The organism is Paraburkholderia caledonica (assembly GCF_000383275.1).
GTDB lineage: Bacteria > Pseudomonadota > Gammaproteobacteria > Burkholderiales > Burkholderiaceae > Paraburkholderia > Paraburkholderia caledonica.
In genome coordinates this window covers 264418-276362 of sequence record NZ_KB911037.1, presented here as the reverse complement: position 1 = coordinate 276362, position 11945 = coordinate 264418, and the positions used below count along the sequence as shown (strand labels likewise).

General features: G+C 60.8%; 13 protein-coding genes. 6 read left to right on the top strand and 7 right to left on the bottom strand.

The annotated features are described in order from the left end of the window. Window positions 1–111 precede the first annotated feature (111 nt). Window positions 112–1242 (top strand): GAF domain-containing protein, encoded by a 1131-nt coding sequence (locus H281_RS0113905; RefSeq protein WP_020067724.1) that lies wholly within the window; start codon window positions 112–114, stop codon window positions 1240–1242. Between the two features lie 104 nt (window positions 1243–1346). Here the strand turns inward: H281_RS0113905 and H281_RS0113900 are convergent, their stop codons facing one another. Next, window positions 1347–2102 (bottom strand): DeoR/GlpR family DNA-binding transcription regulator, encoded by a 756-nt coding sequence (locus H281_RS0113900; RefSeq protein WP_027804581.1) that lies wholly within the window; start codon window positions 2100–2102, stop codon window positions 1347–1349. Between the two features lie 78 nt (window positions 2103–2180). On the opposite strand from H281_RS0113900, the gene H281_RS0113895 reads away from it, so the two are divergent. From H281_RS0113895 to H281_RS0113880, 4 genes are all read left to right on the top strand, one after another. Further along, the gene (locus tag H281_RS0113895; protein WP_020067722.1) at window positions 2181–2780 is read left to right on the top strand and encodes an NUDIX domain-containing protein; all 600 of its coding nucleotides are present in this window, start codon (window positions 2181–2183) and stop codon (window positions 2778–2780) included. Between the two features lie 536 nt (window positions 2781–3316). Beyond that, window positions 3317–3634 carry an ArsR/SmtB family transcription factor gene (locus H281_RS0113890; protein WP_027804580.1) on the top strand — a complete coding sequence of 106 codons (318 nt, stop codon included), beginning with the start codon at window positions 3317–3319 and terminating at the stop codon, window positions 3632–3634. A gap of 15 nt (window positions 3635–3649) precedes the next feature. After that, a complete protein-coding gene (locus tag H281_RS0113885; protein ID WP_027804579.1) occupies window positions 3650–4084 on the top strand; it encodes a YeeE/YedE family protein in 435 nt (144 codons plus the stop codon). Window position 4085: 1 nt separating this feature from the next. Further along, on the top strand, window positions 4086–4523 hold the full coding sequence (locus H281_RS0113880) for a DUF6691 family protein (protein WP_020067719.1): 438 nt from the start codon (window positions 4086–4088) through the stop codon (window positions 4521–4523). 93 nt (window positions 4524–4616) lie between these two features. Here the strand turns inward: H281_RS0113880 and H281_RS0113875 are convergent, their stop codons facing one another. Together H281_RS0113875 and H281_RS0113870 are read right to left on the bottom strand one after the other, a co-directional pair. Then, window positions 4617–5318 (bottom strand): carboxymuconolactone decarboxylase family protein, encoded by a 702-nt coding sequence (locus tag H281_RS0113875; protein WP_020067718.1) that lies wholly within the window; start codon window positions 5316–5318, stop codon window positions 4617–4619. 103 nt (window positions 5319–5421) lie between these two features. Further along, complete coding sequence (locus H281_RS0113870) at window positions 5422–5820, bottom strand: (R)-mandelonitrile lyase (protein WP_020067717.1); 399 nt, start codon at window positions 5818–5820, stop codon at window positions 5422–5424. Window positions 5821–5928: 108 nt separating this feature from the next. On the opposite strand from H281_RS0113870, the gene H281_RS0113865 reads away from it, so the two are divergent. Then, window positions 5929–6831: a LysR family transcriptional regulator gene (locus tag H281_RS0113865; RefSeq protein WP_020067716.1), complete on the top strand. Its 903-nt coding sequence runs from the start codon at window positions 5929–5931 to the stop codon at window positions 6829–6831. A 253-nt stretch (window positions 6832–7084) separates the two neighbouring features. Here H281_RS0113865 and H281_RS0113860 read toward each other — a convergent pair whose 3' ends face one another. From H281_RS0113860 to H281_RS0113845, 4 genes are all read right to left on the bottom strand, one after another. Next, complete coding sequence (locus H281_RS0113860; protein WP_027804577.1) at window positions 7085–7603, bottom strand: DinB family protein; 519 nt, start codon at window positions 7601–7603, stop codon at window positions 7085–7087. Between the two features lie 177 nt (window positions 7604–7780). Next, complete coding sequence (locus H281_RS0113855; protein ID WP_027804576.1) at window positions 7781–9325, bottom strand: methyl-accepting chemotaxis protein; 1545 nt, start codon at window positions 9323–9325, stop codon at window positions 7781–7783. A gap of 134 nt (window positions 9326–9459) precedes the next feature. Then, a complete protein-coding gene (locus H281_RS0113850; protein ID WP_020067713.1) occupies window positions 9460–10497 on the bottom strand; it encodes an XdhC family protein in 1038 nt (345 codons plus the stop codon). A gap of 72 nt (window positions 10498–10569) precedes the next feature. Beyond that, window positions 10570–11928 (bottom strand): MFS transporter, encoded by a 1359-nt coding sequence (locus tag H281_RS0113845; protein WP_020067712.1) that lies wholly within the window; start codon window positions 11926–11928, stop codon window positions 10570–10572. Window positions 11929–11945 lie beyond the last annotated feature (17 nt).

The window sequence follows — 11945 nt, the reverse complement described above, 5'->3', positions numbered from 1 at the left end:
GACTGGCGCTTCTACCCGTCAACCGCTCACATGACATATCCTCTTGCCAACGTCACTACGGCCACAACGCGGCCACAACGCGGCCACAACGCGGCCAAAACACGAATAGACATGGAAGACCCCATCATCACCACGCGCGCAGCGGCCGAACTTCTGGGCGTATCGATCCGCACAGCACAGACGTGGATTGAAGAAAATGCTCTCGACTCGTGGAAGACGCCAGGCGGACACCGGAGGGTGCGCCGCAGCGCTGTGATGGATCTCATGGCCCGACTGGCGCGCGAAAGGATTCAGGGACCCGCACTGGTTCTGGTGCATGTGCCACAGCACAAACTTCAGCGGTACGTCGATACCCTCAGCCTCTCGCCCGAATGCACGGTGCACGCGGAGGCCGACACTTTCAGAACGTTGCTCACTGCCGGCTATCTCTTACCCATGATCGTCGTCCTTGAACTGGATGGCGGCGACAGCGATGGTCAGCGCATTGTTCAACAGATTCTCAGTCATCCGGGGCTGGGCCATACCAGTATCGTCGTGACAGGTGATGCAACAGGTGAGGACCTGATTATGCTGGGGGCTTCACGCAGCCGCGTGCACATTCTTCCTGCTAGCTGGACTGCGGAAGCGCTGCAGAGCAAAGTGCGCCAGTTGCTGAGCGACAAGGGCGCGCTTGCTCGGACTGCAACTGGACCGGTCAGCGGGGAGCCGGCTACTAACGAGTCGCAGCGTCTGCTGGCCGTCGCCGCCGCTGGCGTCGTCGATACACCTGAGGAAGAAGCGTTCGACGAGATCACGCGGCTGGCCGCAACGATCCTCGAGGTACCCATTGCGCTGCTGACGCTGCTCACACCTGACCGCCAATGGTTCAAATCTCATTGGGGCCTCGACCGGCAAGAGACGCCCCGTTCATGGGCGTTTTGCAACTTCACTGTCCTGCAGGACGACGTGTTCGTCGTGGAAGATGCAACAGCCGACCGGCGTTTCGCCGAGAACCCGCTGGTGACAGGCGAGCCGCACATCCGGTTCTATGCGGGCGTCAACATCCGCGACATCCAGGGTTACGCGCTTGGTTCGCTGTGCGTGATCGATCGGGCGCCAAGAAGGCTGCCTCATTCTCACCGTGACGCGCTGGCCACGTTGGGTCGCCTCGCGTCTGACCGTATCAACCTGCGCATCAGGGAGCGGCAGCTTAGGTGGGCGGTTGCGGCATCCGCCAACACCAATCCGGCGGGGAGCGCCTGACAGTCCCGGGCGACCGGGAGCCTGGTCGACGAGCCCGCAAACGAGCTTGTTTTGAAGGCCGAGAGACGGCGTTAGGCTTGTGCGGTTGGCGTTAGTTGGCACCGCTACGCACGCACGACTGTGACTCCCGCAGATTTAATCTGTTTAATCACTTCACGGTCGGCGTCCTTCTCGACCACGATGGTCTGTGCGAGCGAGATCTCACCGATGACGAACCGCGACGCCGCATTGAGTTTGGACGACGACGCGAGCACGACTGTTTCTGCCGCACGCGCAGCAAGCGCGCGCTTGATCGCCGCTTCCTCGAAATCGCCTGTACTCAGGCCCGCTTGTGGATGAACGCCGGTCACTCCCATGAAATACCAATCTGCATGGATGCGCGAGATGCCCTCCATAGCAGCGGCGCCAACGGCAACGATCGAATGCTTGTACAGCCGGCCGCCGATCAAGATGACCTCGACGCAGGGATGCTCAGCGAGCGCCGTTGCGACGCTCGGGCTGTGCGTGACAATCGTCGCACGCAGATCAGCGGGCAGTGACTTGACCAGCAATGCGGAAGTGGTTCCGCCGTCAATGATCGCTGTCTGTCCGGGCGCAATCATCATGGCCGCTTGCCGCGCGATCCGCTGCTTGGCCGCTGATTCAATGTCGCGGCGCGCCTCGAACGGTGCGAGCGCCGGAGAAACGGGCAACGCGCCGCCGTGAACGCGTTGCAATAGTCCTTCCGCAGCCAGTTCGCGCAGATCCCGGCGAACGGTGTCTTCCGACACGCCGAATTCAACGCTCAACTCTCCCGCGAGCACCTGGCCATCGCGAGCGAGCGCATCCAGGATGGCTTTCTTACGTTGCGTAGTCAACATTGATGTGCACGAAATATCTTGATATTGCACGAAACTGCACGATACCATGAGCGCCATTCGCTGTCGACTGGAGACGCCATGAGCGCAACGAAAGACCGGGTTCGCATCGTCGAGTCAACCACACTCTCCGACGATTGGTACACGCTGAAAAAGGTGACGTTCGACTTTCTCCGCCGCGACGGTACGTGGCAACGTCAAAGCCGCGAAACGTACGATCGCGGCAACGGGGCAACTATCCTGTTGCATAACCGGCGCACAGGAAATGTCGTGCTCACGCGCCAGTTTCGAATGCCCGTGTTCGTGAACGGGCACGACGGCATGTTGATCGAGGCGGCCGCCGGTCTGCTCGACATGGCCACGCCGGAGGAGCGCATACGCCTCGAAGCGGAGGAGGAGACCGGATATCGCGTGAGCAATATTCGCAAGGTCTTCGAGGCCTACATGAGTCCAGGATCAGTGACCGAGAAGCTGTACTTCTATCTGGGCGAATACGACGCGTCCACGCGCGTGAACGATGGCGGGGGCATCGAAGACGAGGGCGAGGATCTCGAAGTGCTCGAAATGCCGCTCGGGACCGCTTTGCAACTCGTGAGAAGTGGCGAGATCGTCGACGGCAAGACGATCATGCTGTTGCAGCATCTGGCGTTAAGCGAGATTGCGGAGGCAGGCCGAGCATGAAGGCCAACTCGCTCTGAGTGCAGGCCGTTATCGCTGTCTGCAGCAAGCGCTTTCTAGGGACGGTAAGCCCATCGTGAACGTGCCGACCCAGTGCGCTCTTCCCACAACCTGACGTTCGCATCAAAGCACGCTTAAGGGAATCTTAAGGTAACGGGTGCCGTTTTCCTCGGGAGGAGGCAGATCGCCAGCCCGCATATCGACCTGCACGGAAGGCACGATGAGGACGCGTCGCCAATGTGGGCGTGCGTTTCAAGTATCCACTTAACGTGCATGCCTTCTGGCGCACGAACTCGATGACCCGGTCTGCATTCGTCGTTGCAGTGCGTCCTGACTTTGGGTCATAGTCGAGAACCGGGTCAACGATCGCGCATTCCGGTTGCCCGGACTGGAAAACCACGTAACTGACCGTGCGGTCACCGGATCGAAGTACGGCTGAACCGTGGGCTGCATGCTGAACTCCTCAAAGATCGTTCATTCTATTCATGAACAATATATTTTTAAATATAATGTACATGTGTGAATTAGAGGATGATGAAATGAGGAAGAAGTCCGTCCCGATCGACTTTTCGGCGATGCAGGCCTCGGCAGAGAAAGCCTGCGCGCTGTTGAAGGTGCTGGCTAATCCCGACAGGTTGCTGCTGATGTGCCAGTTGTCGCAAGGCGAGTTGTGCGTGAGCGACCTCGAAGAGCAACTGGGAATACGTCAACCTACGCTTTCCCAACAGCTCGGCGTACTTCGCGACAACGAACTCGTCGAAACACGCCGCGAGGGCAAGAGCATCTTCTATTCCATCGCGAGCAAGGAGGCGATTGCGGTCATGAACGTGCTCTACGACCAGTTTTGCGCCCCTTGAAGATGAGGACTGACCATGTCGATTGATACTGCGAGTTTTACGCCAGGCCTGTCCCTGACGGGAGGTCTAATGATTGGCGCCGCAGCGGCGATGCTGGTTCTCTTCAATGGGCGCATTGCGGGCATTAGCGGCATTCTCGGCGGCCTGCTGAGCGGGTCACACAAGATGCTGGGATGGCGGATCGCTTTTCTTGCAGGGTTGATCGGTGCACCTGCGCTGGCGAACCTGCTCGGAGACCCGATAGCGCCTGATATCGAAGCAGGGTGGGTCCAGATACTTCTCGCAGGATTTATGGTTGGCATCGGCACGCGCTACGCAAGCGGTTGCACGAGCGGCCACGGTGTCTGCGGCATCTCGCGTGGCTCCGTTCGTTCGCTTGTCGCGACGGCAATCTTCATGGCAACCGGTTTTCTGACCGTATTCGTGTCCAGACATCTGCTGGGAGGCTGAGATGAGTTTGCTCGTGGCCATGATGTCCGGCCTGCTGTTTGGAGTGGGTCTGATGGTGTCTGGCATGGCCAATCCTGCAAAGGTGCTGGGATTTCTCGATCTCGCGGGACGATGGGACCCTTCACTTGCATTGGTGATGGCAGGAGCGATAGCTGTCGGCGCTATCGCGTTCCCGTTTGCAAAGCGTCGCAAGAAGTCGCTGCTGGGTCTGCCCATGCAGATTCCGGCCAGCGCGAACGTGACGTTGAGACTTGTACTGGGAAGCGCGGTGTTCGGCGTTGGTTGGGGGCTCGCGGGGTTTTGTCCCGGACCGGCACTTGTCGCGCTGGGCGCCGGCCTCCCAAAGGCGTGGGGTTTCGTGGCCGCGATGCTCGCCGGCATGGGCGTGTTCGAGTTCATCGAGCGAGCTAGCCAGCGTCGGCAGGATGGTACGCTCTGATTGGCGGTACAACCGCGCGGTGAAAGGTCTCGCGCGGATGCGCCGGTTCAGATTGCAGGTCGTGCCTGATCGTTCTTCGCTTTGGCCGAACGCTTAGCTGGACCGCTTCAACAACACCTCTTTGAATACGGGCATCGCTGAAAAAACATTCGGCCAACCAGCGTAGAACGCGAGTTGTGTCAGCATTTCAGACGCCTCAGCGTTGGTCAGCCCATTGTCCATCGCGCGATTCAGGTGATACGGAATCTGCGCCACCTGACCATTGGCAACGAGAGCGCTTACGGTCACGAGGCTTCGGTCGCGAGGGGCGAGTCCGGGACGCAGCCAAAGATCGCGAAACAGCGCATTCGTCGTGTACTGAACGACGCCGGGAGCAACCGCGCCGAAATTCTCCTGGACCATCTCCGCACGCTGTTTCTCGGCCGCTTCGTCCAACGGCAGAGGTTCAACATTGGCCGGGGCGAGTTGGTCGGGACCAATGCCACGTTCATCAAAGACGCGTTTGACAATCGCGGAAGCAGCCGTTGCATTGGCCCACCCGGAATAGAAAGCCAGATGCGCGATCATTTCCGAGATCTCCGCGGGCGTCACGCCGTTATCGAGCGCTAAACCAAAGTGAAAAGGCATCTCAATGGTCTGGTTTCGGGCGATGAGCACGGACAGGGTCACAATGCTCCGGTCGCGTGCGGAGAGCCGCGGCCGTTTCCACAATCCGTCGAGCACTGTTTGGTTGGTGTACCGCTCGAACGCCGGAGAAGCCGACTTCAAATCAACGGTTGTCAGCGAATCTTGCATGTTTCTCGTCCTTTCCAGATTCGTACAGGCGGCCAGCAAAACGGCCACGCAAGCTACTGCGACCAGGCGCGATATGGGGTGTGCTTGCGGGCGTGCTTGCCGATTACGGTGTGCGATATTGCTCATCGGTGACTTTCTCTAGCCATTCGACGTTCTTGCCGTCGAGTGCTTCCTGAATCGCGATGTGAGTCATCGCCGTGGTCTCAGTTGCTCCATGCCAGTGTTTGTGGCCCGGCGGGCACCAGATCACGTCGCCTGCGCGGATCTCGACGCGCTCTTCGCCTTCGCATTGAGTCCAGCCGCACCCGGCGGTGACGAGGAGCGTTTGACCGAGCGGATGCGTGTGCCACGCCGTGCGTGCGCCAGGCTCAAACGTCACGGCGGCGCAAGACACTCGCGCGGGCGGCGGCGGGGCGTTGAGCGGGTCGATCCGAACAGTCCCGGTGAACCATTGTTCGGGACCTTTCATTGATGGCTGCGAGCCAGCGCGTTTCAGTTCCATGATTTCTTCGATGTCCGATTAACGTAATACACATGTCCACAATGTAAGCCTTGGCCGGCTAGTGGACTAGGTGGCAAAATCGGGATGCCCTTATGCGCTGGAGCATTAATGAACGAAGACTTCAACGATCTCGCCGGTTTCATTACCGTTGCCCGGGAGCGCAATTTCACTCGCGCGGCGGCGCAACTGGGTGTTTCGCAATCGGCGCTGAGTCGGACCGTGGCGGGTCTCGAGCGACGCATTGGTCTGCAACTGCTGACGCGAACGACCCGCAGCGTTTCGCTGACTGAGGCGGGGGAGCGGCTTCTGTCTGCGATCAGGCCACGCTTCGAGGAAATCGAGGCTGAAGTTGCTTCGTTACGAGGGATGACAAATCGGCCGAGCGGCACCGTCCGGATTACCACCACGGACTACGCCGCCAACACCTTTGTCTGGCCGCGATTGCAGCCTTTGCTTCGTCGATATCCCGATCTCAAGATCGAGCTGGTGAATGACTACGGGCTAGCTGATATCGTTGCCGATCGCTTCGACATTGGCGTAAGGTTGGGCGATCAGATAGAGAAAGACATGGTCGCAGTGCGTATCGCGCCTGACATGACGATGTGCATCGTAGGTTCGCCGAAATACCTGCAGTCGAGGCCGCACGCAAAAAGGCCGCAAGATCTCACTCTTCATAGCTGCATTAATCTGCGGTTACCGACGCGGGACTCTTTACTGCCCTGGGAGTTGTCGAAAGGCCGGCGCGAGTTGCAGGTGCGCGTCGAAGGACAACTTACGTTTAACAACGTGTATCAAATGGTCGATGCAGCCCTTGCCGGATTTGGCCTTGCATACGTGCCGAAGGATCTGGTCGAGCAATACGTCCGCGCTGGGAAGCTTGCATGGGTGCTTGAAGATTGGTGTCCGACCTTCGTCGGGCATCACGCCTATTATTCGACCGGAAGAAAATCTTCGCGGGCGGTCCAGCTTGTAGTCGACGCGCTCAAGGCGGGTTATCAAAGCGGGCGGTGAACGTTTTCAGTACATCGCTACGTGCGAAGAGTTCAATGGGCGAGCGCAAGCCCGGGCCGAAAGGATCAAACGGAGACCCTGGTTGCACGGCGGCGAACGCTCGATAACAAGCGTATTGACTGTAACGCGCCGCTACCACGATCCTGTCGATCAAAATCCGGCCGCCGCAACCACACGCGAAACCGCTGCCCGGTGAAGGAGCGCTCAGCCGTGCGGCGGAACAGCGGGGAGGGCAAGAATCGACAAAAGCTGATCACGCCTTGAACTTAGACTCCGGGTGGCGCGAGAGAAAGACCGGCAGGTCGGTGGTCGGAGGTTTCGCGGGTACGTCGAAGAACATTTCGCACACCCAGCCGCGGTGATACGAAGCGTGGTTCACGAGATGCATGAACATGGCGCCGCGCGACATGATCGAACGCTCGCCCGAGATGAACGCGAACGAAAGCTCTTCGTCTAGCGAGGCGTCGGTTTGGGCATCGGCCCAACTTTCGAACCATGCGTTGAGTTGCTGTTGCGCGACGCGCAAGCTTTCCAGGTCGGCGTGCAAAATCACGTTGCGCGAGGTGAAGCCGTGTTCCTTGCGTTCGAGATGCGCCTTCCAGATCAGATCGACCACGTAGTTGTGGTTAAGCGTGCCGATCATTGTTTTGAACAGCGTCTGCCGTATCTTGACGACTTCATCTGGCGGCAATGCGGCGGTGGCGTCGAACAATACGGTGTCGGCCCAGGTTTTATAACGGGAAAGAATGCGAGCGGTTTGGGTATTGAGCATGCCGGGTTCCTCAATGATTCGTTTGCCTCGTTCAACACATTCAGTGCCGCGCGACACGCGCCGCATCGACATCTCTCCGTCGGCTGAATACGCTGTATACAATTATACATCGGGACGTAGTGGATCGCATTTAGCGGCCACAACAGTCTCGCTCACCGTACCGCATGCGAACACGGACTAACTCAACCGGAAGACCGCCACTGCGTCGCGCAACAGCCTCGCCTGATCGTCGAGCGAGGTGGCCGCGGCCGCTGCCTGTTCGACCAGAGCGGCGTTCTGCTGCGAGACCTCGTCCATCTGCGATACGGCGAGGCTCACCTGTTCGATGCCATCTCGCTGCTCGTCGGACGCGCTCGCAATCTCCCGCATGATTGTGGTGACGCGCGTAATCGAGTCGCTGATCTCGTGCATCGTTTCGCCGGCGACGCTGACGAGTTGCGAGCCCGACGCCACACGTTCGACCGATTCATCGATCAAGGTCTTGATTTCCTTGGCGGCCGCGCCGGCGCGTTGCGCGAGCGAACGCACTTCCGACGCGACCACGGCGAAGCCCCGTCCCTGGTCGCCGGCGCGGGCAGCTTCAACGGCGGCATTGAGCGCGAGGATGTTGGTCTGGAATGCGATGCCTTCGATCACGCCGGTGATGTCGGCGATCTTTTGCGAGCTGCGGTGGATTTCCGTCATCGTTGCCACGACATTGCCGACGACCTGCGAACCGCGCGTCGTGACGCTATGCGCCGACTCAGTCAGCAATTGCGCGGTGCGCGCGTTGTCCGCATTCTGCCGGACTGCCGCGGTCAATTGCTCCATGCTGGCCGCCGTCTCCTGCAGCGAGGCCGCCTGTTCCTCGGTGCGCTGCGAGAGGTCGTTGTTGCCGGCGGCAATCTGCCGCGTGGTGCTGGCAATGGATTCCGAGCCGCGCGTCACTTGCCGCACAACCTTATCCAGACCGCCCTGCATCTGTTGGAGTCCGTCGACGAGCTGGCCCATTTCATCGCTCGTGCGTGCGCGAAGCGACCCAGTCAGATCGCCTTGCGCAATGCGCTGCAGTGCTGCAAGCAGGCTGGAGAGGGGCATCACGATCGCGCGACGCAATCCGTAAGCGCAGGCCGCGCAAATGGCGAGCCCCAGTGCGATCAGCACCGCGCCCACGACGCGCAACCTTGCATTGAAACGCTCGGCCGAAGCAAACGCCTGCTTGCCATATGCGCTCTTCCAGCGATCGAGCGCCTCGCTGCTATTCGAGAGCACGGTCGAGAGCGGCGAGATCGCCTTCGATGCGATGCGGTCCGCCGTGTCGCGATCGCCTTTTTTGAGTGCATCGGCGAGCGGGACGATGCCACGCTGAACGAGTGCAGTGCGCGCCTCATCCACGCGATCTGCAAGCGCCTGCTCCTCTGGCGGAAGCCCGAGTGAACGGTAGGCGTGCCACGCGCGATCGGAGTCCGACAGGTGGCCGAGCGCTTTCGCGACGGCCTCCGGCACATTGGCGCCCTCGGGATGTATCAGCGCGCGATTCAGCACCGCGCGCGCGATCTCCAGCTTCAGATTGGCCCTGCCCACGGCAATCGATGCGGCCAGCTGGTTGGAGTAAGCGTAGTCGAGCGCGTCGTTCGAACGTTGTATCGCGAGCAGCCCGAGCATACCCACCGTGACGATGACCACGCCCAGCACGGCCATCACGGCCGAGAGCCGGCCGGAGATAGAAAGACGACGAAACATTTTTTGTCCCCGATTAACATCTGGTCTGAATCAGTTTGGGTCTCTGCCCGAACCGCTTTGCTGTTCCCATTCGCGAGGCGGTGCGTGATCTGCATCGCGCCGTAATGGCCGCGCGTCTGCTGCTATCACCAGAATCAGTGATGCGCGGTAATGGCGCAGTTCGTCTGCTCATTCACCGCAACGTCCAGCCTCGCTTTCGCATCCTCAATCCGGAATTCGCCCGGTAAGACGACACCGTTCCTGACCGCTGTGACCTCGGCCAGAATCGATACCGCGATTTCCGGTGGCGTACGGCTGCCTATGTAAATGCCGATGGGCCCGCGCAGACGGCTGAGTTCATCGTCGGTGAGATCGAAATGCGTTTCGAGCCGTTCGCGCCGCGCGGCATTGTTGCGGCGCGAACCCAGCGCGCCGACATAGAACGCCGGCGTTCTGACCGCTTCCATCAACGCGAGATCGTCGAGCTTCGGGTCGTGCGTGAGCGCGATCACGGCGCAGCGCTCGTCCAGTTTCATGTCGAGAACGGTGTCGTCAGGCATCGTGCGCACGAGCGTCGTGCCCGGCAGACGCCACACGTCGGTATATTCCTCGCGCGGATCGCACACGGTGACCTGATAGTCGAGTCCGAGCGCGATCTGGCAGAGATACTTCGAGAGCTGGCCTGCGCCGATCACGAGCATCCGGTAACGCGGGCCGTGAACGGTCAGCAACATGCGGCCGTTGAAATCCATGCCGTCGGCTGAGTGAGCCGGCAGGAGTTTCACCGCGCCGCTTTTCATATCGAGCGAACGTGCGACGAGCTGGCCTGCCATCACGCGCCGGCACAGTTCGTCGATGCCGCTTGCGCGCGTCAGCGGCTCGAGCACGAGCTCGATCGTGCCGCCGCACGGCAAGCCGAAGCGGTGCGCTTCGTCGGCGGAGATGCCGTATCTGAGAACTTCCGGGCGTGTCTGCTCGATGCCCTGGCGGCGCACGCGGTCGATCAGATCGTCCTCGATGCAGCCGCCCGAAACCGAACCTGCCACCGAGCCGTCATCCAGAATGGCGAGCATCGCGCCTTCAGGCCGCGGCGACGAACCCCACGTTCTCACAACGGTCACGAGCAGCACGCGCCGTCCGCTTTCGATCCAGCGCGCGCTCGCCTTCAATACTTCGAGATTGACGCTATCCATAAGCACACCGTGTGGTTGCCCGGCCTGAGCCGGGGTTCGGCGAAGTCGCGTTAATGTCGCTTTAGTGCCGCTTCAATGCCGCGATAGCGCCGAGCGCAACGACATCTCGCGCGCAGCCTCCGGCGTGATGGTCCGGTTGAGCATGAAGCAGGCGACACCCGCCGCGAGCAACGGCAATGCGCCGAGCAGGAAGATCGTGCCGATCGGCGTGCCGACGGCGATCAGCAAACCCGCCAGCAGCGGGCCGATGATCGCGCCGATCCGCGCCACGGCGAACGAGGCGCCGGTGGCGGTCGATCGGATGAAGGTCGGATAGATCATGCTGGAAATCGCATTGAGGCCGATGTTGCCGCCCAGCACCAGCAGACCCGAGATCAGCGCCATCGCCATGGTGAGACTCGCGCCCGTGCCGACCGCTACGCCGAGTGCCGCTACCGGAATGGCGCCGAGGATCATCGTCAGCGTCATGACCGATACGCCCTTACGGTCGATCAACCAGCCGAAGAACCAGCTGAAGCCGGCGCCGAGCTGGAACAGCGCCTGGCTGCGCGCTGCGTTGGCGTAGCCGATCTCGTCGGTCAGGAGCGTCGTCATCCATTGCGAGAGGAAGAAGTGCGTGACGAACGAAAGACCGAGCCCGAGCCACAGGAAGGCGGTCATCGCAGAACGGCCCTCGGTAAAGAGGTGCCTCACCGGCACACCCGTGCGGATCTGCTCCGGAATCGAGAAGCGTGTGTCGTCGGCGAAATGCGCGCTCGGCTTGAGCTTGCGCGCGTAGTGGAGAATGCGTTCGCTGCCAGGCTTGCGCAGCGTCAGGTAGCGGATCGATTCAGGCAGGCCGATGAGCAGGATGATGCCCGCCACTACCGCGCCTGCGCCGCCCACGTAGAAGACCGAGCGCCAGCCATACGCCGGGATGATCTCGGCAGCGAGCAAGCCGCCGCCGGAGGAGCCTGCGGTATAGCCGAGATAGAGCAGGGTGATGATGAGCCCGCGCTTGCCTGAGCGCGCGTAATCTGTGATCAGCGAGACCGCCATCGGCATGCCGCCGCCAATGCCGAGCGCGGCGCAAAAGCGCAGCACCGACAGCTCGACCAGGTTGTGCGCGAACGGCACGGCGAACGTGAAGACGCCGAACAGCGAGGTGGCGAGCAGGATCGCGCGGCGCCGGCCGATCCGGTCGGCCAGCATGGCGAACACCACCGAACCCGCCATCCACCCGACGATGCTGATGTTGAACACGGGCGTCATCAGCGCCCGGTTGATGCCCCATTCTTTGATGATGCCGGGGGCGGCGTAATTCAAAGCCTGATTGTCGAAGCCGTCCGCGAGCATGACGAGCGCGCACAGAATGAAAAGGCTCACAGTGAACCAGCTTCGCTCCTGCGTCTCGATGACGTGGGCTATATCGACGGTATTGTTTTGAGTCATGGCTGTCTCCGGATGCC

Bases quoted from the DNA above. Each gene is read 5' to 3' on its own strand.
- H281_RS0113905 (WP_020067724.1), top strand. From the start codon at position 112: ATGGAAGACCCCATCATCACCACGCGCGCAGCGGCCGAACTTCTGGGC.
- H281_RS0113900 (WP_027804581.1), bottom strand. From the start codon at position 2,102: ATGTTGACTACGCAACGTAAGAAAGCCATCCTGGATGCGCTCGCTCGC.
- H281_RS0113895 (WP_020067722.1), top strand. From the start codon at position 2,181: ATGAGCGCAACGAAAGACCGGGTTCGCATCGTCGAGTCAACCACACTC.
- H281_RS0113890 (WP_027804580.1), top strand. From the start codon at position 3,317: ATGAGGAAGAAGTCCGTCCCGATCGACTTTTCGGCGATGCAGGCCTCG.
- H281_RS0113885 (WP_027804579.1), top strand. From the start codon at position 3,650: ATGTCGATTGATACTGCGAGTTTTACGCCAGGCCTGTCCCTGACGGGA.
- H281_RS0113880 (WP_020067719.1), top strand. From the start codon at position 4,086: ATGAGTTTGCTCGTGGCCATGATGTCCGGCCTGCTGTTTGGAGTGGGT.
- H281_RS0113875 (WP_020067718.1), bottom strand. From the start codon at position 5,318: ATGCAAGATTCGCTGACAACCGTTGATTTGAAGTCGGCTTCTCCGGCG.
- H281_RS0113870 (WP_020067717.1), bottom strand. From the start codon at position 5,820: ATGGAACTGAAACGCGCTGGCTCGCAGCCATCAATGAAAGGTCCCGAA.
- H281_RS0113865 (WP_020067716.1), top strand. From the start codon at position 5,929: ATGAACGAAGACTTCAACGATCTCGCCGGTTTCATTACCGTTGCCCGG.
- H281_RS0113860 (WP_027804577.1), bottom strand. From the start codon at position 7,603: ATGCTCAATACCCAAACCGCTCGCATTCTTTCCCGTTATAAAACCTGG.
- H281_RS0113855 (WP_027804576.1), bottom strand. From the start codon at position 9,325: ATGTTTCGTCGTCTTTCTATCTCCGGCCGGCTCTCGGCCGTGATGGCC.
- H281_RS0113850 (WP_020067713.1), bottom strand. From the start codon at position 10,497: ATGGATAGCGTCAATCTCGAAGTATTGAAGGCGAGCGCGCGCTGGATC.
- H281_RS0113845 (WP_020067712.1), bottom strand. From the start codon at position 11,928: ATGACTCAAAACAATACCGTCGATATAGCCCACGTCATCGAGACGCAG.